Source organism: Opitutus sp. sgz309028, from assembly GCF_059821195.1.
Window position 1 is genome coordinate 744658 of record NZ_JCAMRR010000003.1, and the last position, 22276, is coordinate 766933.

Consider the following 22276-nt stretch of genomic DNA (forward strand, 5'->3'; position numbering starts at 1 on the left):
TGCATCACGTTTTATGATTCAACCAGAGAAACTGCCCTTGCTGGTGGTCGGCCTTCGTTTCGGCCGTTATTTGATCGATCGCGTTCTGCGCGGTGACGAAGGTGCCGAGGTGCGTATCGCGGCCGTTTGCGATCGCGACGGCGCGCTGGCGCGCCGCACTGGCGACGAACTCGCCATCCCCGCGTTCGAACGCCTGGAGGAGGCGCTCGCCGACCCCCGGTTTCCCGCGGTCGCGCTGTTTACGCCGCCGTCGGGACGCGCCGAGCTCATCCGGCTCTGCCTGCGCGCGGGCAAGGATGTCATCACGACGAAACCGTTCGAACTCGATCCGCGCACCGCGGCCGCTGTGCTGGAGGAAGCGCAGCGGCTCGGGCGCGTTGTCCACGTGAACTCGCCGAGTCCCCAGCCGCCGGACGTCGTGCGCATGGAAAAATGGATACGGGACTACGATCTCGGTCGGCCGGTCGCCGCGCGCTCCGAAATGCTGACCAGCGTCCGCGAAGACGCAGACGGCTCGTGGTATGACGATCCGCTCCGTTGCCCACTGGCGCCGGTGTTTCGTCTCGGCATTTATTCGATCAACGATCTCGTGCGTCTGTTTGGCTCCGCGAGCCAGGTTTTCGCCCAAGGCGAGCGGCTGCGGACCGGACGGCCCACGGCCGATCAGGGCCAGCTCTCGATCCGGTTTCGCTCGGGTGGACTCGCGAGCGTCTTCGCGACTTTCTGTTGCGACGACGGCGACCGTTATCTGAACAGTCTGTTGCTCCATTGCGAGCGCGGCACGATTTACCGGAATCTCGATCCGGCGATGCCGTGGCGTCCGCCGTCCGGCTCGGCGGCGCGACTCAGCCTGGTGATGGGCGACGGCGCGCAACGCCGGCTGGTAGCGACCGAGGAAGTCGCGCCGCGCAGTGGTGAGTATCCGTGGCGCGAATTCGTCGACGCGATCACGGCGCGTCGGCCGCTCGACACGGCAGGCATTGCCAACATCGTCGAGGGCATCCGCATCGTTGCCGCGATGGCGGAGAGCGATCGCACCGGCGCCGCCGTGAACCTCCCGATCCAATGAAGCGGATGTTGCTCAACGTCATTCACCGGGCCGACCGGACGGCGGACCGGCTCGAGGTGCTGCAGTTTCAGCAGGCCGAGGCGCAGCGGCACGGCCTGCGAACCACGATCCTCGTGACCTACGGCGCGCTCTTTGAACCGCAGGTCTGCGATTACGTCGCGCAACAGGCCTCCGCGCACGGCACCGAACTGGGTCTCCATCTGCACGAACTCGTCTGCGACGATTATCGCACGCGTTTCGGGACGGAGGAGAAGGCGATTTATCTGCTGCCGTCGGCCACGCGCTACGCCGTGATCCGGTTTTTGATCGGACGATTCCGCGAGGTTTTCGGGCGCACGCCGCAAGCGATCGGTTCGTATATTCTCGACGCGGCCACGCTCAATTTCCTGCGCACGGAGTTTCCGGAAATCCGCACGGCGATCGTCAGCTGTTTCGAGGAAGGATTGAAGATGTATCACGGCAATAATCGCCAGTGGCATCTCTTCAGCGAGGGCGGGCCGTGGGGAATTTATCACCCTTCCCGCAACAATCATCTTTGTCCGGCGAAAGACGAAGCCGATGCCGTTGGCATCGTGGCCTTGCCGCATCTTAACCGCGACATGGTGCTGTCGCTGACCAGCCGTGACGACTTGTTCGCGAGCCATCCGGTGAACCTCGTTCGCGCCATGGCCAACGACGGCGACCGCTGCGATTATTTGCTGCATTTCATCGACCAGTGGCTCGACCAGCTGAACTACAACGACTGCGTCTACTACAGTCTGTTTGTCAGCCCGCCATGGCTCGCAGCAGGACATCCCTTCTCGCCCGATCCCGGGGCCGCGCGCCGGCTGTATGGCGAATCGCTCGCTTATCTGGCCGATCGCCGCAGTGCCGGACTCGTGTGCGATCAGACGGTGAGCGAAACCGGCGAGTGGTATCGACAGCGCCAGCCGCTCACCCGGCCGGAAGTAAACCTCTGGCGCGACATCCTCTGCGGCTCGCGTCGCGAGATGTTCTGGTATGTGGATGCCTTCTTCCGTCTGACGATCGACCTGAATGCCGGCGGAACCCTTTGCGATCTGCGCCCGCTGGCGGGACAGGTCGATGGTAACATGGGAGCGGATACGAAGAATCTCTGGAACGGGAACTACCCGTATCTCATCAGCTCGGAGCATCGCGGGGGCGTGGCGGCCGGGCCACGGCAGACGGCGGAGGTGCGCTGTCGCGGCGCGCGGGTGGCGTTTTCCGCGGCACGAACCACCGGCCGGGTGACGCGTGGACAGGAGGGCGGGCCGGAACTCGTTACGGAGCCGCTGACGCTGAACGTCGGCGACGTGGAAGTGACCGTCGCTTCGGTCTTTCGTTTCCCCGGCGGCGGAGTGGTCGAGATCGAACGCCGCCTCCTGGCGGTGTCCGATCCTTCCGCGAAGATCGAACTGGCGGAAACCCACCGCGGCTGCTGGGGCACGACGGAGTATCCCGAGGACATGCGCGGGATCGTCCTCGCTGCGGAAACGGCCGACCAGCGCTCGGAACTGGTTTACGCCTATGGTGCGCGCACGCTGCGAGTCGACGCGCCGAAACGCGTGAGTGCCGCGCTGCCATTCGTGCGCTGTGAAGTCGCGCTCGAGCCGGCCGGGCCCGTCACGCACGGCGAGGCCGGGGAGGGCTTCATGTTTCAGCCCTTCTACACGCTGACCCTGAGCGGACCGGTGACGACCGGGGAGAGCTTGAAAACACGACTGATCCTGCGCGCCCCATGAAACCCCTTCGCTGTCCGATGTGCTTTGCCCGCGACGTCGATGTCGTGTTTCTGCTGCACGACGCGCGTCGCGACGAACACTACTGTCCCCAATGCGCCTACTCGGCGACCGCGGCGGACGTCGCTGCGCGGCTGCGGGCCTATGGCGCGGCGCGCTACCGGGACCGTGACCGACGGCACCCGTTCGCCGAGCGCCGTCGCGCCAACGGATAATTTGCCGGAGAAGGAACCAATTGTCTTGAATTCAAATGCGCATTGGACAAGGTGCGCGCCATGTCTGCCGCAGTGACGAAAGGTCCTGAGTTTCCCCAGTCTGACGGCGCGGTCGCGCTGCCTTGCGCGCCGGAGCAGGTGGACGATTTTCTCAGCCGCCCGTCGACGGCCGTCAGCGAGACGCTGGCTCGCCACGCCGGGCCGTTTCTCGTGCTCGGAGCGGGCGGAAAGATCGGATTGCACCTGAGCGCGATGCTGCGACGCGGACTGGACGCCGTGGGCCGACGCGATCCCGTGATCGCGGTGTCCCGTTTTTCCACGCTCCGCGACCGGGCCGACTTTGAGTCGCGCGGTATTTCGACGGTGGCGTGCGATCTGGCCGACGAAGCGGCGCTGGCGAAGCTGCCGGACGCGCCCACGGTGTTCTTTCTGGCGGGGGTGAAGTTCGGCACCTCCGCCGCGTCCGATCTTCTGCAGAAGATGAATGTGGAGATGCCGCGGCTGGTGGCCGCGCGTTATCGCAAGGCGCAGATCGTGGCGTTTTCCACGGGCTGCGTGTATCCCTTCGTGAGTCCGGAATCGGGCGGCGCGACCGAGGAAACCCCGGTGGACCCGACGCCGGCCGCCTATGCGGCGTCGTGCATCGAGCGCGAGCGCGCGTTTGCCGACGTCGCCGCCCGGGACGGAACCCGCGTCGCGCTCATCCGGCTGAATTATGCGGTGGAGTTCCGCTACGGCCTGTTGCTCGACATTGCGCAGAAGGTGCTCGAGGGGCGGCCCGTCGATGTCGCGATGGGTTACGTCAATGTGATCTGGCAGACGGACGCGGTGGAGCACAGTATCCAAGCTCTCGATATGGCCGGCTCGCCCGCGGTGCCGGTCAACGTCACCGGCGGTGCGATCCTGGCGGTGCGCGAGATCGCGGAACGCTTCGGCGAGTTGCTGGGCCGACCGGCGATCGTGACCGGTCAGGAAGCCCCGACGGCCTGGCTCAATGACGCCCGGCGCTCGCATGCACGGTTCGGGGCGCCGCGAACCTCGCTCGACGAGATGATGCGCTGGACGGCCGCGTGGCTGTGCGGCGTGGGCCAGACATGGGGCAAGCCCACCGGGTTCGAACGACGCGACGGTCGGTTTTGAAACGCGTCCTGCGCCGCAAATTTTCTCCGCTGTTTTGATGACCAAAGCCTCTTCGTATTCACTGCGTTCGCATTTGCTGGCCGGGCAGGTGATTCCCGCGCTGCCGCTGGCGTTGCGGAATGACCGCCGTTGGGACGAGCGCCGTCAGCGCGCGTTGGTTCGCTACTATGTCGACGCCGGTGCCGGCGGCCTCGCGGTCGCGGTGCATTCGACGCAGTTTGCGATCCGCGATCCCAAAATCGGCTTGTATGAGCCCGTGCTGGCGTTGGCGGCCGACGCCGCCCGCAACTGGTTGGGACGCGCGAAACGTCCGCGGCCCTTTGCGCTGATCGCGGGTTTGTGTGGCAAGACCCGCCAGGCGCTCGCGGAGGCGCGCACGGCCCGCGCGCTCGGTTACGAGGCGGGATTGTTGAGCCTCGGAGCGTGGAAGAACGAACCCGAGAGCGCGGTCCTGGAGCATTGTCGCCGCGTCGCGACGGAGCTGCCGTTGATCGGATTTTATCTTCAGCCGGCAGTGGGCGGACGGATCTTTTCGTATCGGTTCTGGCGCAGTTTTGCCGAGATACCCGAGCTCGTCGCCCTGAAGCTCGCGCCGTTTGATCGCTACCGCACGCTGGATGCCGTGCGCGCGGTGATGGAAGCCGGGCGCGACGACGTGGCTCTCTATACCGGCAACGACGACAACATCATCGCGGACCTGCTGACGCTGTTTCAGTTCGCCGGACGCACCCGTCAGTTCGACGGCGGGCTGCTCGGTCAGTGGGGCGTATGGACCGAGCGGGCGGTCGCGCTTTTTCGCGAGCTCCAGCGGGCCCGCTCGCGCGGGAAGATCGACCGGGACTGGCTCGCCCGCAACGTCGCGCTGACCGACGCCAACGCGGCGATCTTCGACAGCGCCCACGCATTCGCCGGCTGCCTGCCGGGCATTCACGAAGTGCTGCGGCGGCAGGGGCTGCTCGCAACCACCGCGTGTCTCGATCCGCACGAACGGCTCTCCGAAGGTCAGGCGCGCGAAATCAGCCGGGTCTCCACCGCGTATCCGTGGCTTTGTGACGACGATTTCGTTGCCCGTCATCGCGCCGCCTGGCTGGCTTGACGCGAGCGATCGCCGGTTCTTCCGATTCCCGATCTCCCTTAGCGCCTCTCAGAACGACGAACCCACAACTCCCGATCTCCATGCGCCTCTGTCCCCGTCCTTCATTCTTCCGGATCGCAAGCTTGGGCCGCGATGGCCGGCGGTTTGCCCGGCGACTCGCGATCGCTGCCGCCTTCGCGCTCGTTTCGCCCGCGCCGGCGGCCACCTCGTTTCCCGACATTCCCGCCGACTACCTGCGCCAGGCCGAGTCGATCCCGGATTTCTGGGTCAGCGAAGTTGACGCGATCGAGCGATATCTCGCGACGCAGGTGAAGCGCGGCCAGGTCGAGATCATTGGGCACACCGCGGGCGGCCGGCCGATCCGGGCGGTGTCCTACGGAAAGCCGCGGCAGGGCAGGGGAACGACCACCTTTTCCGGATCGCTCGGATTCTTCGATGTTCGCGCCTATCTCGGACCGGATTACGCGAAGAAGGTGTTCGTCGGGATGGGTGGGGTGCACGGCGGCGAGTTCGAGGGAATCGTCGGCGTGATGAATCTGATCTCCGTGCTCGAAACCGGGCACGATCTGCGCGGCAAGGCGTGGCCAGGGATCGTCGCCGCGCGCGACCGCGTCGATCGCATCGTGCTGATCCCGGTGGTCAACGTCGACGGTCGCGCGCGCGTGCCGCTTCGGATGGAGCCGTATCTCGGCACCGACAACCGCGCGCATGTTTATTTCAACACCGGTGTCTGGAAAGACGGCAAGCCGATCGGCTGGCCGACGATCAAGGAATTCATCCCGCTGGATTTTTCCCGCACCCAATTCCCGGGCGGTTATCCGAACGATGCGGGGGTGAACATTCAGCACGACGACTTCCTCGGCGACCGGCAGCCCGAGACCCAGGCCTTGCTCGATCTGGTCGCGCGGGAGCGTCCCGATCTGATGTTCAACATGCACACTGGAGCTCCGCCGAAAAACTACTTCGTGCGCATGCACCGGCCTGCGACGGAGGCGGCGCTGCTGCCGACGTTTGACGATCTCTATCGGGCCGTGCACACGGCGCTGACCCAGGCGGGATTGCAGAGCACGAAAGACGTCGAGCTGGAGGCGGCGCCGCCGAAGCCCGGTTCGCCGCGCATGAACCTGGACACCGCGCTCAACTTTCACTGTGGCGCGCTCGCCGTCCTCATCGAAGCGCCGTCCCACAGTTTCGCCGGAGTCGACCGGGCGGGCGAGGTGGCCAAGCATACTCCGGAGATGCTGGTCGACGCGCACCTGGTCGCCTTCGAAGCCGGTCTGACGTTTCTGGCTGATCGCGGCGGACGGGCGCAATGGGCGCCAAAATGAAGCGCGCGGGGTTCAGCGTCCGGCGGGCGATTCACATCGGCCTCATCGGTTGGCTCGCTGCGACCGGCTCGCTGGCAGCGTTGGCCTCGCCGGTTCGCCCCGACGGGGCGGCGGCACGCGTATCCGTGATCGACCTACAGGTCGCCCCGGATCATGCCAGCTGGCATTACGTGCCCGGCGAAACCGCGCGGTTCACTGTTCGGCTCACGGCTGACGGTCAGCCCATCGCCGGCGCGCAGATCGAATATCGCGTGGGCCCGGAAGGAATGCCGGCCGAGCCGCGCACCGCGGTGGTGCCGGCCGACGGCTTGATGATAGACGGCGGCACATTGTTGAAGCCGGGATTCATCCGCTGCGTGGTCACGGCCACGATCGATGGACGCGCTTACCGCAAATTGGCCGCCGCCGGCTTCGCGCCGGCAAATATCGCGCCGACGCAGCAGGATCCGGAGGACTTCGACGCGTTCTGGGATGCCGGCAAAGCGGAGCTCGCCAAAATTCCGCTGGAGCCGCGACTCGAACTGATTCCCGAGGCCAGCCGCGGCCCGATCAACGTTTACCACGTCAGCTTTCGCAACTGGAGCCGCTCGACGACCACGCCGCAGTATGCGGGCCGCATTTACGGCATCCTGTGCGAGCCGAAAGCGCCCGGCCGCTATCCCGCGATTTTGCGCGTGCCGTCGGCCGGCGTGCGGCCCTACACCGGGCAACGCGAACTGGCGGAGCGCGGCGCGATCACGCTCGAGATCGGCATCCACGGAATTCCGGTGAATCAGCCGATCGAGATTTATGAACAGCTGCGCACGGGAGGACTCGATGGCTATCCCTTGTACAATCTCGATAATCGCGAGCTGTATTATTACCGCCGGGTGTATCTCGGCTGTCTGCGCGCGAACGATTTCCTGACCTCGCGGGAGGCCTGGGATGGGAAGAACCTGATCGTGTTCGGCGCGAGCCAGGGCGGGCAGCTGACCCTCGCCACCGCAGCGCTGGATCCGCGAGTCACGGCGGCCGCCGCGATGGTGCCGGCCTATTGTGACGTGACCGGCTATCTGCACGATCGCGCCGGCGGCTGGCCGCACATGATGCGTGGCGCCGACAGTCGTCACCGCACGCCGGAGAAAATCGCGACGACCGGTTATTACGACACCGTGAATCTCGCGCGGCGCATCCGGGTGCCGATGCTCATTGCGCTCGGCTATGTGGACGAGAACTGTCCGCCGACTTCGATTTTTTCCACCTACAACACACTGACGGCGCCGAAGGAATTGCTCGTGGCACTCGGGATGGGACACGCGGTTTTTCCGGAAGTCGACGAACGCGTCCGCGGTTGGGTCCTGGCGAAGGCCGGAATCGCGCGTTGAGCGGCAAGCTCGCCTCCGTGGACGAAATCGCGGAATCTGCCTCATCATGAAGCCATCCGTGACCCTGGCCGACGTTAACGCCGCGGCCCGGCGCATCGCGCGACACGTGCTGAAATCGCCCTGTCCCGAATCGATCGCACTCGCCGAGATCACCGGCGCACGCGTCTGTTGCAAACTGGATAATCTGCAGCGCACCGGCTCGTTCAAGGAACGCGGCGCGCGGAACGCGCTGGCGCTCCTCACGCCGGCGCAACGGCGACGGGGCGTCGTCACGGCCTCCGCCGGCAATCACGCGCTCGGGCTCGCTTATCACGGACGCCTGCTGGGAGTTCCGGTCACGGTCGTCATGCCGATGCATGCGCCGCTCATCAAGCAGGCGACCTGCGCGCGGCTGGGTGCGCGCGTTGTGCTGGAAGGTCAGGATTTTTCGGAGGCGCGCGTTCGTGCCGACGCGTTGGCCGTGGCGGAGGAGTTGACGTATATCAACGGCTTCGACGATCCCGCCATCATCGCGGGTCAGGGCACGATGGCGCTCGAAATTCTCGCGCAGGTGCCGGACGTCGATGCCATCGTGGCTCCCGTCGGCGGCGGTGGTCTGATCGCAGGATTGGCGGTTGCCACCAAGGCGCTGCGGCCACGCGTGAAAATCATCGGTGTGGAATCGCGGGAAACGGCGAGTTTCACCGCTGCGCTGCGAGCCGGCCGGCCGGTGGAGATCGGGCGCCGGCCGACGCTCGCGGATGGATTGGCGGTGCTCCAGGTGGGCGCGAATGCGTTTTCCCTGGCGCGTGGCCGTGTGGACCGCGTGGTGACTGTGACGGAAGATTGGATCGCGCTCGCGATCCTGCGCATGGCGGAGTTGGAAAAGAGCGTCGTAGAAGGCGCGGCGGCGGCTCCACTGGCCGCGCTGATGGCTGGCAAACTGCCGGAATTGCGCGGGAAGAAAGTCGTGCTGACGGCCTGCGGCGGAAACATCGATCCGGCAAAGCTGAGTCGCGTGATCGAACACGGTTTGGTGGCCGACGGACGTCTCTGCCGGTTCGTCGTTTCGATCAGCGATCGGCCCGGCGGATTGGCGGCCCTGAGCCGGGTGATCGCGGAAGCCGGTGCGAGCATCCGGGACATCACGCACGATCGGGCCTTCAGTGGGCCCGATGTCAGCGCGGTGCGCGCGATCTGCACGGTAGAAACCCGCGATCGTGCCCACGCGGCCGCGCTGCAACGGGCGTTGCGGCGGGCAAATCTGCCGGTGATCGGCGTCGACGATCCGTGGTTCAGACGATCCGGTTCTCGCGCATGACGGTGGCATACCAGTGCGCGCTCAACTTCGGCGTGCGTTGCTGCGTGGCGTAATCGACGTGCACGATGCCGAAGCGCTTGGCGTAGCCCATGGCCCATTCGAAATTATCCATAAACGACCACTGAAAGTAGCCGCGACAGGGGATGCCCTCGGCGACGGCCCGGTGAACGTTGAGGAGATAATTGCGCAGGTAGTCGCGACGGTGGAGGTCGGCGATTTCGCCGGCAAAGGTGGCGGGTTCGTCGTAGCCGGCGCCGTTTTCCGTGATGTAGAGTGCCTTTGGCCGGTAGAGGGCATGGCAATGGCGAAGCGCCCAATAGATCGACTGCGGAACGAGGCGCAGCCAGTCCATCGCGGCCTGCGGAAATTGAGCGGGGAATGGAATCGTTTCCGGGCGTCCGCGCGACGACGCGCGCACGAAAAATCCACTGTAGATGTTGAGACCGAGGAAATCTCCCGGTTCGGCAATCAATGCGAGATCGCCACGAGCCACGCGCGGTCGATCGACGCCGCAACGACGAAGATAGGCATCCGGATAACGACCGTGAAAAATTGGGGCGAGCACGTGCGCGTGGTCGTGGGCCAGTTGCGCCTGCGCGGCCGCGATATCGGCCGGCGTTTCGGTGACTGGCACCGGCACGGCGATATCGTGCGCGAGCCCGACGCGTGAGCCGCGGGCGCCGAATTCGCGCACGGCGCGGACCGCGCGACCGTGCGCGAGCAAAGCGTGATGGAAGATCTGATTAACGACCGCCGCGGGTTCGCGGGCGCCCGGCGCATGCACGCCAAGACGATAGCCGTGTCCAACGAAGGTGGGGATTTCGTTCAGCGTGATCCAGTGGCGCACCTGGCCGCGAAACGCCTGAACGGCCGCGTCGCAATAATGCGCGAAGGCATCGACCGTCGCGCGATTCCGCCAGCCGCCGGCGTCCTCGAGGGCCTGGGGAAGATCCCAGTGATAAAACGTCACCCAAGGCGTGATGTCGTGTTGGGCGAGCGAATCGAACACGCGGCGGTAAAAGTCGATGCCGCGCGCATTGACGCTGCGTCCGCCATCGGGAAACAACCGCGGCCACGCCAGCGACAAGCGGTAGTGTTTCACGCCGAGGCTTCGCATGAGGGCGAAATCCTGGTTGAAACGATGATAGTGATCGCAGGCCGTGGCGGGCGAGTCGCCGCCGACGACTCGGTCCGGCAAGGAGGCGAAGCGGTCCCAGATGGACGGACCTTTTCCGTCTTCGGTCGCGGCACCTTCGATCTGTGGCGCGGCAGCGGCGACGCCCCAGGTGAAACCCTTGGGAAAGCGAAACGAATCCTTCATCGCGAAGGTTGAAGGCCGGGCAGACGAACGAGGCGACCAAAATCACATGCGCATTAGACAATCAGCCGGATTCGAATCGCATGGCCTATCTGACGCACAATACAGATTATGTTAAGTAGATTAGTTTACCTGTGAGAGCCGCCGCCTGTGCAGCTTCTATGGCTGACGCCGGATCACCCGCGCCATGACGGCATCGATCCGCTTCTGCGTTCGGCACCCTTACTCCGGCGCCACGTAGGCCTGCGGTCCGCCCAGTTTCATGAATCGTGCGTGCACCACCAGCCCGGTGAGCAGCGCGAGCGTCGCCAGGATGCCGCTTGCCGTGTAGGCATGGCGGTAGTCGTGACCGGAGAGATCGAGGAAGTAGCCCATCGCCGGACCAACCAGCATCATGCCGAAGCTCTGCACGATCCCTTTCGCCGAATCGATCTGGGCATAGCGCGCCTGCGGAAACAACCGCATCGTCAGCGAGGCCGCCGCGGTCTGCCATGAGCCCCCGACCACCCCATAGGCGATCAGCGCGATGCCGAAGGTTGTCGCATCCTTGATCAGCAAACCCGCCGCAAGCGTCACCACCGCGAAGATCGCCAGCAGCACCAGGCTCAGGCGCAGCGGATGCACCCGATCCGCCAGCGCGCCGATGAAATACGCCATGAAGAACGAAATCAGAAAGGTCGCCGCGAGATACTTTCCATACGTGTCCATGCTCATCCCCACGCTCTGCGCGAAAAACAGGTTGAACAGATTCACCGTCAGCATCGCCATCCACGAGAGCGAGATCGAGGCGTAGATCCACAGGAAATACGGCCGCGTGAAACACTCCCGGAAATACGTTCTCACCGCCGCCACGAGACCACCGGCCTTGCTCGGCTGCACCGGCGGAGGCGGCGGATACTGCCCTTCTTTCACCTTGAAGCACATCGTCGTGAAACCGACGCCATACAAGATCCCGATGCCGATGAAGATCGCCGTGTAGTGCGTCTCCGCTTTGCCAAACAGCCAGAAGTTGAACGCCATCGCGACGATCAATCCCATCGCCCGAAACATCCCGTAGAATCGCCCGAGCACCGCTTTCGGCACCACGTCGTTGATCAATCCGAAGAACACCGCGTTCGCCGTCACGGTCGCCACTTCGAACAGCGTCCAGAAGACGCCGAACACGATCAGGATCGATGGGTTCAGTCCGGGCGAAACGCCGCCGAGCGTGTCATGCAACAGCGTCCCGAGATCCGGGCTGAACGCCAGTCCTACCATCGACAGCGCCGCGATGGGTGTCGGTATGATCAGATACGGAATCCGCCGCCCCCACCGGCCGCGATGGCGGTCGGAGCGGTAGCTGACAATCGGCGTCAGCACGAGCGCCAGTGCCTGCGGCAGCGTGCCAATCAAAAATCCCGAGATCATGTCCGAGGCCTCGAATTTCTTGATGAGCAACTGCACCACCCACATCACCGACCGCTCCTTCATGGACCACGCGAAGTCGCCCGCGAGCAGCCAGCAGAACAGGATCACCAGCCCCCCGGTGGTGTAGGTCAGCGTCCCGACCGTCCAGAGCTTCCGCCCGTCCGGCGTGATCTGCGGCTTTTCCGAGGGCGTGAGAGCGAACGTATTCATCAAAGTGCGACAAGTTTCACGTAATCGAGCGCGAGCAGAAGACCGGTCGATTCCGTGTGTTTGCCCACCACCTCGATGCCGAGCACGTGTTCTCCGGCCTCCAGTTCGACGTCGCCCAGCGCCTCCGGTCCGCCGACCAGCGGCAGATGTCCTTTCGTCGGCGCAAACAGGTCCACCGCCTGCGCCAGCGGCCGCCCCCCGAGATCGAACCGGAAAATGCCCATCTCGTGCTCCCGAATGAAGCGTGCCAGCACGCGGTATCGTCCGGCCCGCGCCACTTTCAATCCGCCCAGTTCGAGGCGGTGTCCCACCGCGTCCACCCACCAGATCAGAAACCGATCTCCGCTCAGCACGCCCGCCGGAATGTTGCGCGCGACGGCGTCCATCGCGCCGCCAGCGTAGGTCCACTGCTCCTTCACGACCGGCAGATCCTCCGCTTCGAACACGTCCGTCTCCCGCCAGATTGCCGGCCAGGTCCAGGGGCCAATCCGCTCTTGCACCGGCACCGCGCCGAACGGATCGACGCCGCCCGGTGCCAGATACCAGTATGCCACGGCCGCCCATTCGCACGGGTTGCTGTTCGGAAAATATTTTTCGATCGCCGCCTCGAAACGGTTTTGAAACGGCACGTCGTCCGGCAGGTGCCAGCGGTTCGCGCTCACGTGGCCGCGATTGTTCTGATTCACCGGCTGGCTGTGCAACGCCTGCACGAAGGTGTTGCCGGAGCTCCACGCATATCCGAGGTAATCCTCCGTACCCGTGCCGAACGTCGAGGGAAACTTCTCCCCGTCGACGAAAAATTTTTCGTCGCCCTCGCCCCACCATCCGCCGCGCGGATTCCACACGTGCAGCTGCGTGCCGACAAACCGGCCCGCGCCTTTCGTTTCGAGCAGCGTCCAGTCTGGCCGTCGATCCTCCCGCACCGGCAGCACATCCCGATGCCATTTCGCGTGAAACCGCAGGCAGTCTTCGATCGCGTGCGGCAGCGGCGCATGCTCGATTTCCCACCTCATCTCGAGTCCCTGCGCCCCGTCGTTTTCAACATCGATCCGAGCGCGCATCGCACACGGCATCGGCCAGTGACAGTAAAACGCGCCATCCTCCCGCAGGCCCACCGGCAAAGTCTGAAACGGCACGGCGCCGGCCGAGCATCCGAAGAAATCGCCCAGCGGCGACCAGACCGCCGGCTGCGCATCGTCGTCCCACGTGATCCGAAGCGCCAGCTCGCGCAGCACCCGGCGTTGCGCTTCAACGTCGTCCGGCAGCCGGGCCTGCACGCGCAACGACCGGATCATTCGCGGCCCGGGCAGATCCGCCACGAGCGTCGCCCGGCCCGGCAACGCGGTGAGCGCGCGCTCGAACACCTGCGTGCCCTCCGGCGGCGGGGCCGGATTCTCCCCCGCCCGACCCAGCACGCGGTCCACCTCGTCCAGCGCCGCCGCCGCTTCGGGGTCGAGCGGACACGCGAACGTCGGAATCACCGTCCCGGCGGGAAACTGCGTGTAGTTGAAATGGTAATACTTTCCCCAGTCCTTTTCGGCGACGATCCGGCAGGATTTCTGAAACGGAATGGGCGTGTAATTGTTGTAGCCCATCGCAGCGGTTTGATAGACGAGATTCCGCCGCGTGAACGGCTCCCGGGTTCCGTCGAACAACGCCCCGAACGGCAGTTCCAGCGCCGGTTCCGCCGCTCCGTCGAGATGGAAACGCACCCGCCCGCGGCCCACCGTCGCCGCCCAGATCCGCCAGATGCAGCCCGGACCTTCGATTTCCGCCAGCACCGCCTCCTCTCGCTCCATTCGCACCACGCCCGTCCCGTCGGCGTTTGCGCCCCATTCGAGATAGCGGTCCTGGGCCGCGTCGTAGCGGCTGGCCCGATCGTAGCTCGAGGCCAGCGCGGTGCGTTCGCCCGGCGGCGGACACAGCATCAGCCGTTCGAGATCCACGACGCGCGCAGCCAGGTCGCGATAGCTCAATACCAGCGGAGCAGACATCCCGACAATGACCGGTGCGAAACGGCCGGGATTCAAGGAGAACTCCGCTCCGGCACGCTCAACCGCTTGAGTGGCCGCGCTCCGACAAAGCCATCCGCCATCTTCACTCCGCCTCGCTGTAGCTGTCTACGAGCGATCGCAGGCGCAGCGCGGATCGCAGCGTCGGCTCGTCGATGGGCACGCCCGTTTCGATCATCACGCGCTTTGTTCGCCCGGGATACAAATCGAACCAGTTGTCGCTCGTCGCGACCAGTGGCACGTCCGCCAGCTCAAACGCCAGCCGATGCTGAAAACATGCAGCCGTGAGCTCCATCGTCCACTTCGTCGGCGACTGGCCGACGAGGCGCACATCCGCCGGCCTGCGCGCGAGCGACAGCATTCGCGGCGGACACAGAAACACGGTGTCTTCGCCCACGTCCCGTCCATCGACTTCCAGCGCGATCCGCACGTAGAGGGTCTCGCGGCCGTATTTCTCCACGGCGCGCTCCAGCTTCACCGTTTTCTGCCGCATGCTTTCGCCCGGACGCAGACGCACGCGCTTTTCCCCGCGCGCAATGATGCTGCCGTCCAAATACCACAATTCCCAACGCAGCACTCCGGTCACCGTCCGCGGCTCGTCTGAAATCGTGAACAAATGCAGTTCGCGCACCGTGCTCTTCAGGCGATTGCCGATCCCGGCAGTTTCGTCGCCTGGCACGTGGGCTGACATCAGCAGGGGCGCATAAAACCGTCGCGCCGCATGATGCAACGCCTTCCACGTGCCGCCGAACTCCAGACTGCTCCACGACGCGACCGGCCAGCAGTCGTTCAACTGCCAGTAGAGCGTGCCCGCGCAGCGCGGCTGGTTTCGCCGGTAGTGCTCCACGCCGACTTGCATGCAATGGGCCTGATTGAGCTGCGAGAGATACGCCAGCGCCGCGTAGTCTTTCGGAAACCGGTAACGCCGCGCGATATATTCCAGGATGATGCGGTTCCCCATCGGGTTCTTCTGGTGGTTCTCCATCACCGGAGAAAAGATGTTCAGCTCGTCCGGCGGGCAAAACGTCCGCGCAGTCGCCAGCGAGGGGAACGACTGCATCCCGAATTCGGATACGAAACGAAACACCTTCTGCTCGTAGCTCTTCACCGGCTTCAACAGGTGCCACACGTCCCAGAAATGCGTGTTGCCGCTCCGCTCCGGATCGCGCAATCCCGCCTGATCGGCTTGCGTGGGCGACGAGCGCCAATAGGTCGTCACGCCATCGTGCGCCCGGACTGCTTCCGGTAGGATCCGGCGGAACACGGCATCGTAGGCTTGCCGCGCCCGCGGCTTCGCCAGATCGGGTCCGTTCAACAACTCCAGTTCATTGTTTCCGCACCAGAGCGCGAGGCAGGTCCGGTTTCGCAGCCGCCGCACCTGATATTCCGCCTCGGCCCGCACCGACGCCAGAAACGTCGCGTCGCCGGGATACAAGGTGCAGGCAAACATGAAATCCTGCCAGACGAGCAGTCCGAGTTCGTCGCACCCATCGTAGAAACATTCGTGCTCGTAGATTCCGCCGCCCCAGACTCGGATCATGTTCATGTTCGCCGCCGCCGCCGACTTAAGGAGCGGTTCATAGTCCTTTCGCGTCAGGCCTCCGACGAAGCTGTGTGCCGGAATCCAGCTCGCGCCTTTCGCGAAGATGGGACGTCCGTTGACCACGAACTGGAAGGACTCGCCCCATCGATCCCGTTCCCGCCGCACTTCGATCGTCCGCAAGCCGATCCGCCGCGTCCATGCATCCAGCCTCGTTTCGCCGCACCAGAGCTCGACGCGTACCTCGTAAAGCGGCTGCGCCCCCTGCCCGTTCGGCCACCACAGTTGCGGCGCCTCGATTCGGGCCTCGTTGTTCTCGATCCGCGTCACCAGCTGCCCGCCAAAGAAAACACGCCCCTTGATCCAAAGGTCGTTTTTCCGCCCGCGCGCTTTCTTCCCGTGTTCAATCTCGGGTTCGATCGTGAGCACGACCCCGCGGCTGTCGTGTTTCTGACGAACCCGGATATCCCGCAGTCGCGCCCCGCTCCACGCTTCCACGCGCAGGTCCCGCCAAATTCCCGCCGTCACCAGCCGCGGCGCCCAATCCCATCCAAACTGGCACTGCTGCTTCCGAATCCGCGTGCAGCCACCCACCGGGTCGTTCACTTCACGTGGGCGGTGATCGAGCCGCTCGCGGGCGACGAATTTCGTCGCGCTGCCGAATTGCACCGAGAGCACATTCCGCCCGGGCTTCACCACGTGAAGAATGGAGACGCGCACACCAACAAACATGTTCTCCGAGCGGGCCACCACGCGCCCGTTCACCCGCACCGCCGCGAGCGTATCGAGTCCGTCGGCCACCAAATCGATCCGCTCTTCCGCGAGCATGTCCGCCGAAACCTCGAATTCCGTCCGATACTCCCACGTGCGCTCACTCACCCACTGCAACGCCTCTTCGTTCCTGCCGTAGAACGGATCCGGAATCAGCCCGTGACGCCGCAAGTCGCGATGCACGCACCCCGGCACCACCGCTTCGCGCCAGCGCGTGGTCGACACCTCGCGAAAGCTCCAAACCGCGGCTTTGTCAGTCAGTGAAACAGCGATCATCGGGAATCGAAGGCGTAAACGAACGACGGGACAAAGGAGTTGGACGTAAGCAAAGCGCCACGCTGTTTACCTCTTCGCGGCGGGTAATTGCGCCGGCGCTCAAGCGGTTGAGTTCCGGGTGCGGCGCGCCTTTCCTCCGAGCGGCCCTCCATGGCGTCGCGGGCGGGCGTTCCTTCTCGACTCGTTCCTTCTTTTGCGGCGTCCAACCCGATCGCGTCCTCATGCTCAATGCTCTCTACGTTCTCGATCCCCGGTGGCAGCGCGTCATCTACCCGGAAGCCGTCGACGGCGAGCTTGCCGCGGAAGGCATTGCCCTCGTCGCGCCGCCCCAGAGCGCCGACTCGGTCCTCGCGCATCCCACCCTGCTTGAAAAGGTCGACGTGATTCTCGCCAGCTGGGGGATGGTCCGCCTCGACGCCGAACTCCTTTCGCATGCGCCCCGCTTGCGTGCCGTGTTTCACGCCGCTGGCAGTATCCGTTATTTCACCACGCCTGAGTTCTGGGCGCGCAACCTCGTCGTTTCCACCGCCCACCAGATCAATGCCCTCCCCGTCGCCGAATACACGCTCGCCGCCGTTCTCTTCGGGCTCCGCCGCGGCTGGCATTATGCGTCCACCGTTCGTCAATTCCGCGACCGCTGGTGGCAGACCGACCTGCCGGGGTCCTATCGCAGCACCGTCGCCTTGATCTCGCTCGGCGCCGTCGGACGCCTCGTGCGTGAACGCCTCCGCCCGTTCGACGTGCGCGTGATCGCCCATGACCCGTTCCTGTCGCGCGCCGAAGCCGCGACGCTCGACGTCGAATGCGTGTCGCTCGACGACGCTTTCGCGCGGGCGGACATCGTTTCGCTTCACACGCCGCTGCTCCCCGCAACGCAAGGCCTCGTGCGCGGTCATCATTTCGCCGCGATGAAGTCGGGCGCCACGTTCATCAACACGGCGCGCGGCGCGGTCGTGCGCGAATCCGAGATGATCGAGGTCCTGCGCCGTCGGCCCGACTTGCACGCCGTGCTCGATGTCACCGACCCCGAGCCGCCCGCCTCAGACTCTCCGCTTTTCGATCTGACCAACGTCACGGTGACGCCGCACATCGCCGGCACCTGCCCCGCCGAAGCTCCCCGGCTGGGGCGGGCGATGATCGACGAGCTTCGCCGGTGGCTGCGCGGGGAACCGCTCCTTCATCAAGTCACCGCGTCGCAATCCGCCCACCTTGCCTGACGCCCCGCCGGGGCGGGTTTTCGATCCGCCCCACTTCACGTTAGCGGGCCGAGCGTTCCTTTCACTTCGCGAGAGCAGCCTTCCCGCCGGCACAGCCGCCTTGGTTGCAGTCGTGAAGATTTTTCGCCGGGCGCGTCGACTTCGCACCGTTCGAGTTGCGGTCGCGCGGTCGGGCCGCCGGAGCGGCGTGCGTGCAGGAGTTGCAGACGAGAGCCTTGCCCGCGTCGACGATCACGACTCCGCGGCCGAGGCCGGGGACCCATTTGGCTTCTTTCACCGATACCGTGCGCGCGTCGGTGCAGACCTGGGTGACGGAGGACGCGCTCGTTTGCGCCCAAGCGGAAGGAATGACCAGAGCTGTTCCAAGCGCGAGGGCGCCCGCTGCGACAATGTTCGTGAGCATGGTTTTTGTTTTCATAGGCAAAGGGGTTCACCAAGCACTACACCCGGAGGCGCGCGTTCCCTCGCAATACCCTGTGCAGGTCTTGCGTGAAACTGCGCAGGTCTTGGCCCCGGCTCGGGCTACCCGCGGTTTCGCTTACGCGGTCGACGGAGAGGCCGCGATCATCGCGCGTGCTTCCGCCTCGCGGGCGAGCCGGCGCTCCCAATACCAGGTGTAGAACACCGGGACGGAAAACAGCGACACGATGTCGAAGATCATGCCGCCTACGACCGGCAACACCATCGGCACCATCAGCTCGGAGCCGCGGCCTGTGGACCACAGCACGGGGATGAGCGAAAGCAGCGCCGTCATGTTGGTCATGATGGCCGGACGCCGGCGTCGCAGACCGGCGACGAAAACGCGGCGGTTGACCTCGTCCAGCGTGCCGGGATGCGTCTTGAACTGCTCCTGAATGTAGGTGCCCAGCAGGATGCCGTCGTTGAACATCACGCCCAGGAGCACGAGGAATCCGACGACCACGGCGGTCGTCATCTCGACGCCCCAGAGCCACACGAAGAAGAATCCGCCGGCGGTCGTTACCGTGGCGTTGGCCAGGATGATGATTGCGGTGATGAGCCACGATCGGGTGCCGATGTAGATCAGCATCACCATCACCGCCATCGATACGGCGATGATCAGACGCAGGGTCTGGTCCGCCTTGATTTTCTGTTCGTAACGCCCGACCCAGCGATAGGTCGCGCCCGGCGGCAGCTCGAGGCGTCCGTCGGCGAGCGCGGTTTGCAGACGCGCCTCGGCGTCGCGCACCACCTCCACCTCGCCGCGACCGCGCGCGTTGAGCAGCACGTATTGCGTGCGCTTGCCGCCTTCGGAGCGGATCGCCATCGGGCCGATCGTGTAGGTGAGGCCGGCTTCGCTCGGACGCGTGGCGGTTACGCGGAGTTGTCCCGCGGCGAGCGCGGAAGCGACCTCCTCCGGGAGCGGTTCTCCCGCCGGCACCGTGAGCTCCGCGCGCCGCGAATCGACGATCGTGTAGTTGCGCTGGTGTGACAACGGCAGTCGCCGGCTCAGCGCCGTGGCATCGAAAGCACCTCCAAATTCCAGGACGTGCACCGTCGGAATCGCGAGCAGATGCGTCAGCGGAATCGAACCCATGCCCGAAGCAGCGGGAACTCTCAGTTGCACGAGTTCGTCCGGATCGTCGCGTCGTTCGCGCAGATAGCGGATGCGAACCGGATACCGCAGTGCGCCTTCGACGGAATACGTGACCGGCATGCCGCCGAGCGCGGCTTCCACCGCCCGCATCACCTGTTCGTTGGTGAGTCCGAAGCGTGCGAGTTTGTCCGGATCCAGGCGGATCTCCGCGTAGGGTTTGCCCCCTTCACGCTGCATCTGCACGTCGGCCGCGCCGGGCGTCGGCTGGATGACTTTCTCCGCGGCCTCCGCGAAACGTTCGAGCGCGTCGCTGTCGTCGCCCAGCAGCTGGAGCGCGATCAGGCTGCGAATGCCCGTCGAGAGCATCACCACGCGCGTTTCGATCGGCTGCAGCCAGCTCGGCGCCACGCCGGGAATGTCGGTGATCGCCGCGAGCGCGGACCGCACTTCCTCGAGCGTGCGCGGACGGTGCGCGATCGTGCCGTCCGCTCCGATGATTTCATGCGTCGGCCACTCGTGGTAGGGCTTCAGCAGCACCACCGTTTCGATCATGCCGATCGGCGCGGGATCGAGCGCCGTCTCGGCGCGGCCCATCTTGCCCATCACGCTGGCGACTTCCGGCACCGACTCGATGAGCCGGTTTTGAATCTGCATGATGCGCTGGGTCTCGCCCAGCCCGCCCGTCGCCGGAATCGACGGCATGAACAACAGGCTGCCTTCATCGAGCGGCGGCAGAAAACTCGAACCCACCCCCGGGAACGCGCGCGTCATCGCCTGATCGAGGCGCGTATGCGCCAGGTCGCCGCTGGCGGCTTCAAAAACCTTCCGCACCGGCCAGCTCAACGTCTGCCAGCCCGCCCCCAGCAGGTAGCCGCCCAGCGCCATCGTGGCGATCGTGAGAGTGAAGACGACTTTGTGCCGCTGAATCCGCGCATATGCCCATTCGTAGGCGACGTGAATGGCGTGACTCATCGGATTCTCCTCGTAGTTGACGAGCCGCTCCCGGCCGATCCGCCAGATGGCCGAGCCGACGAGCACGGCAAGCAGCGGAGCAAACAGCCAGCCGGGAATCGTCAGCGTCCATCGACCGTAGTCCATCGGCATCGACCAGCCATCCCGGACGAACCAGCCGAAAGCCGCACCAGCGGCGATGCCGATAAGCCCGAACAGCACCGGCTTTCGAATATGCCATGGCGGCAGCAGCAGTCGGCAGAGCACCGGGACGAGCAGCGTGCCGAAAAGCACGGCGCCGCTGATCGCGAGCGATTTCGTCAGCGCCAGCGGTTCGAACAACCGGCCCGCCTGGTCGGTCAGCGCGAAGATCGGAAGAAAACCGATCACCGTCGTCGCGGCCGAGGTCAGCAACGGCCGGGCGACCTCCTGGGCGGCGCGCACCACCGTCTCCGTGATCTCCGGATCGAACGGCGATGTCGGCATCGCGCGTCCCTCGCGTTTACACCTCTCCTGCAGGTCCACGAGATGCTGCGTGATGTTCTCGGTCATGATGATGCCGAAATCGACCATCACACCGATCGCGATCGCGATACCCGCCAGGCTCATGATGTTCGCGCCGATGCCGCACAGGTGCATGACCAGGAAGGTGAACAGCATCCCGAGCGGCAGGCTGACCGCCACCGCGAGGCTCGCCCGCACGTGTAACAGAAACATCACTACGACGATCACCGTCGTGATCACCGCCTCCTGAAGCGTGGCGGTCACCGTGTCGGTCGTCTCGCGAATCAGCTGCGAGCGATCGTAGAACGACACGACGCTCAACTCCTCCCGTTCCAGCGTCGGCTTCAAATCCGCCAGCCGCTGTTTCACCGCGGTGATCACGGTTTTCGGGTCCTCGCCGACGCGCATTCCGATGAACGCGCCGACGTGTTCCTGGTAGCCGTCCGCGAGCAGGCCCTGGCGGAACTGGCCGCCGAGTCGCACGGTGGCGATCTCGCCGAGCTTCAGGCCCGCGCCTTTCGACCGGTCGCCGCGAATGACGATGTTCTCCACATCCCGGACCGAACGGATGAAGCCAACGCCGCGGATCATCGTTTCCACGCCGGTTTGCTCGACGCTCATCGCGCCCACGTCGCGCCCGGCCTGTTGCACGGCCATCATGAGCATGTCGAGCGTGAGGCCCTGTTCCTTGAGCCGCTCCGGTTCGACGTCGATCTGGTATTCGCGGACCACGCCGCCGGCCGGTGCGACTTCCGATACACCCGGCACCGCGCGCAACGCGGGCACGACGATCTGATCGAGAAGGTAGCGCTTCGTTTCGATATCGCGCGGCCCCTGCAGCGTGAACCCATACACCTGGCCCATCGCCGTGGAGTCCGGCCCGAGCCGCGGCGTCACCCCGGCGGGCAGGATCCCCTGCAATTGCGACAGGCGCTCGAGCACGCGCGTGCGGCATTCGTAAAGATCGCGGTTTTCGGCGAAGATCACGTAGATATAGCTCGCACCGTAAAGGGACATTCCGCGCACGGTCTCGACGCCTGGCAGTCCCTGCAGCTCGCGTGCGAGGCGCGACGTCACCTGCTGATCCATGTCCTGCGGACTCTTGCCCGGCCACTCCGCCCAAACGATCACCTGGTTGTCGCTGAGATCGGGGATCGCATCGACGGGCACGTGACGCCAGCCCCACAGCCCCGCGATTCCGAGCGCGAGGGCGACGGCGAGTGTGAGGAACGAATTTCGAATGACGAAGGAGAGCATTGATCGG

Annotated in this window: 15 protein-coding genes; 9 read left to right on the plus strand and 6 right to left on the minus strand. The window is 65.1% G+C overall.

The window, feature by feature from the left end; genetic code table 11:
• Window positions 1–13 precede the first annotated feature (13 nt).
• From AC6RV7_RS14740 to ilvA, 8 genes are all read left to right on the plus strand, one after another.
• Window positions 14–1069, plus strand: a complete 1056-nt coding sequence (locus AC6RV7_RS14740) for a Gfo/Idh/MocA family protein (RefSeq protein WP_500094776.1) — start codon at window positions 14–16, stop codon at window positions 1067–1069.
• Complete coding sequence (locus tag AC6RV7_RS14745) at window positions 1066–2811, plus strand: hypothetical protein (protein ID WP_500094777.1); 1746 nt, start codon at window positions 1066–1068, stop codon at window positions 2809–2811. Before AC6RV7_RS14740 ends, AC6RV7_RS14745 begins: the two co-directional genes overlap by 4 nt.
• Window positions 2808–3023 carry a hypothetical protein gene (locus tag AC6RV7_RS14750; protein ID WP_500094778.1) on the plus strand — a complete coding sequence of 72 codons (216 nt, stop codon included), beginning with the start codon at window positions 2808–2810 and terminating at the stop codon, window positions 3021–3023. Before AC6RV7_RS14745 ends, AC6RV7_RS14750 begins: the two co-directional genes overlap by 4 nt.
• A gap of 60 nt (window positions 3024–3083) precedes the next feature.
• Window positions 3084–4163 carry an NAD-dependent epimerase/dehydratase family protein gene (locus AC6RV7_RS14755; RefSeq protein WP_500094779.1) on the plus strand — a complete coding sequence of 360 codons (1080 nt, stop codon included), beginning with the start codon at window positions 3084–3086 and terminating at the stop codon, window positions 4161–4163.
• 37 nt (window positions 4164–4200) lie between these two features.
• Window positions 4201–5259, plus strand: coding sequence for a dihydrodipicolinate synthase family protein (locus AC6RV7_RS14760; RefSeq protein ID WP_500094780.1), 1059 nt, complete (start codon window positions 4201–4203; stop codon window positions 5257–5259).
• Window positions 5260–5339: 80 nt separating this feature from the next.
• Window positions 5340–6587 (plus strand): M14 family zinc carboxypeptidase, encoded by a 1248-nt coding sequence (locus tag AC6RV7_RS14765; RefSeq protein ID WP_500094781.1) that lies wholly within the window; start codon window positions 5340–5342, stop codon window positions 6585–6587.
• A complete protein-coding gene (locus AC6RV7_RS14770; protein WP_500094782.1) occupies window positions 6572–7951 on the plus strand; it encodes an acetylxylan esterase in 1380 nt (459 codons plus the stop codon). The genes AC6RV7_RS14765 and AC6RV7_RS14770 overlap by 16 nt, the downstream gene beginning before the upstream one ends.
• Window positions 7952–7997: 46 nt before the next feature.
• Window positions 7998–9251 (plus strand): threonine ammonia-lyase, encoded by a 1254-nt coding sequence (gene ilvA, locus AC6RV7_RS14775; RefSeq protein WP_500094783.1) that lies wholly within the window; start codon window positions 7998–8000, stop codon window positions 9249–9251.
• Here the strand turns inward: ilvA and AC6RV7_RS14780 are convergent.
• From AC6RV7_RS14780 to AC6RV7_RS14795, 4 genes are all read right to left on the minus strand, one after another.
• Window positions 9226–10572 (minus strand): GH1 family beta-glucosidase, encoded by a 1347-nt coding sequence (locus AC6RV7_RS14780; RefSeq protein WP_500094784.1) that lies wholly within the window; start codon window positions 10570–10572, stop codon window positions 9226–9228. The genes ilvA and AC6RV7_RS14780 overlap by 26 nt on opposite strands.
• A gap of 219 nt (window positions 10573–10791) precedes the next feature.
• Complete coding sequence (locus AC6RV7_RS14785; RefSeq protein WP_500094785.1) at window positions 10792–12186, minus strand: MFS transporter; 1395 nt, start codon at window positions 12184–12186, stop codon at window positions 10792–10794.
• Window positions 12186–14180, minus strand: a complete 1995-nt coding sequence (locus AC6RV7_RS14790; protein ID WP_500094786.1) for a glycoside hydrolase family 172 protein — start codon at window positions 14178–14180, stop codon at window positions 12186–12188. Before AC6RV7_RS14790 ends, AC6RV7_RS14785 begins: the two co-directional genes overlap by 1 nt.
• Window positions 14181–14283: 103 nt before the next feature.
• A complete protein-coding gene (locus tag AC6RV7_RS14795; RefSeq protein ID WP_500094787.1) occupies window positions 14284–16785 on the minus strand; it encodes a beta-mannosidase in 2502 nt (833 codons plus the stop codon).
• A gap of 221 nt (window positions 16786–17006) precedes the next feature.
• Between AC6RV7_RS14795 and AC6RV7_RS14800 the strand changes: the two genes are divergently transcribed.
• Window positions 17007–18002, plus strand: coding sequence for a hydroxyacid dehydrogenase (locus AC6RV7_RS14800; RefSeq protein ID WP_500094788.1), 996 nt, complete (start codon window positions 17007–17009; stop codon window positions 18000–18002).
• Window positions 18003–18063: 61 nt separating this feature from the next.
• On the opposite strand, the gene AC6RV7_RS14805 is transcribed toward AC6RV7_RS14800, so the two are convergent.
• Window positions 18064–18420, minus strand: coding sequence for a hypothetical protein (locus tag AC6RV7_RS14805; RefSeq protein ID WP_500094789.1), 357 nt, complete (start codon window positions 18418–18420; stop codon window positions 18064–18066).
• 120 nt (window positions 18421–18540) lie between these two features.
• Window positions 18541–22269 carry an efflux RND transporter permease subunit gene (locus AC6RV7_RS14810; protein WP_500094790.1) on the minus strand — a complete coding sequence of 1243 codons (3729 nt, stop codon included), beginning with the start codon at window positions 22267–22269 and terminating at the stop codon, window positions 18541–18543.
• Between the last annotated feature and the right edge of the window lie 7 nt (window positions 22270–22276).

Bases quoted from the DNA above. Each gene is read 5' to 3' on its own strand.
- AC6RV7_RS14740 (WP_500094776.1), top strand. From the start codon at position 14: ATGATTCAACCAGAGAAACTGCCCTTGCTGGTGGTCGGCCTTCGTTTC.
- AC6RV7_RS14745 (WP_500094777.1), top strand. From the start codon at position 1,066: ATGAAGCGGATGTTGCTCAACGTCATTCACCGGGCCGACCGGACGGCG.
- AC6RV7_RS14750 (WP_500094778.1), top strand. From the start codon at position 2,808: ATGAAACCCCTTCGCTGTCCGATGTGCTTTGCCCGCGACGTCGATGTC.
- AC6RV7_RS14755 (WP_500094779.1), top strand. From the start codon at position 3,084: ATGTCTGCCGCAGTGACGAAAGGTCCTGAGTTTCCCCAGTCTGACGGC.
- AC6RV7_RS14760 (WP_500094780.1), top strand. From the start codon at position 4,201: ATGACCAAAGCCTCTTCGTATTCACTGCGTTCGCATTTGCTGGCCGGG.
- AC6RV7_RS14765 (WP_500094781.1), top strand. From the start codon at position 5,340: ATGCGCCTCTGTCCCCGTCCTTCATTCTTCCGGATCGCAAGCTTGGGC.
- AC6RV7_RS14770 (WP_500094782.1), top strand. From the start codon at position 6,572: ATGGGCGCCAAAATGAAGCGCGCGGGGTTCAGCGTCCGGCGGGCGATT.
- ilvA (WP_500094783.1), top strand. From the start codon at position 7,998: ATGAAGCCATCCGTGACCCTGGCCGACGTTAACGCCGCGGCCCGGCGC.
- AC6RV7_RS14780 (WP_500094784.1), bottom strand. From the start codon at position 10,572: ATGAAGGATTCGTTTCGCTTTCCCAAGGGTTTCACCTGGGGCGTCGCC.
- AC6RV7_RS14785 (WP_500094785.1), bottom strand. From the start codon at position 12,186: ATGAATACGTTCGCTCTCACGCCCTCGGAAAAGCCGCAGATCACGCCG.
- AC6RV7_RS14790 (WP_500094786.1), bottom strand. From the start codon at position 14,180: ATGTCTGCTCCGCTGGTATTGAGCTATCGCGACCTGGCTGCGCGCGTC.
- AC6RV7_RS14795 (WP_500094787.1), bottom strand. From the start codon at position 16,785: ATGATCGCTGTTTCACTGACTGACAAAGCCGCGGTTTGGAGCTTTCGC.
- AC6RV7_RS14800 (WP_500094788.1), top strand. From the start codon at position 17,007: ATGCTCAATGCTCTCTACGTTCTCGATCCCCGGTGGCAGCGCGTCATC.
- AC6RV7_RS14805 (WP_500094789.1), bottom strand. From the start codon at position 18,420: ATGAAAACAAAAACCATGCTCACGAACATTGTCGCAGCGGGCGCCCTC.
- AC6RV7_RS14810 (WP_500094790.1), bottom strand. From the start codon at position 22,269: ATGCTCTCCTTCGTCATTCGAAATTCGTTCCTCACACTCGCCGTCGCC.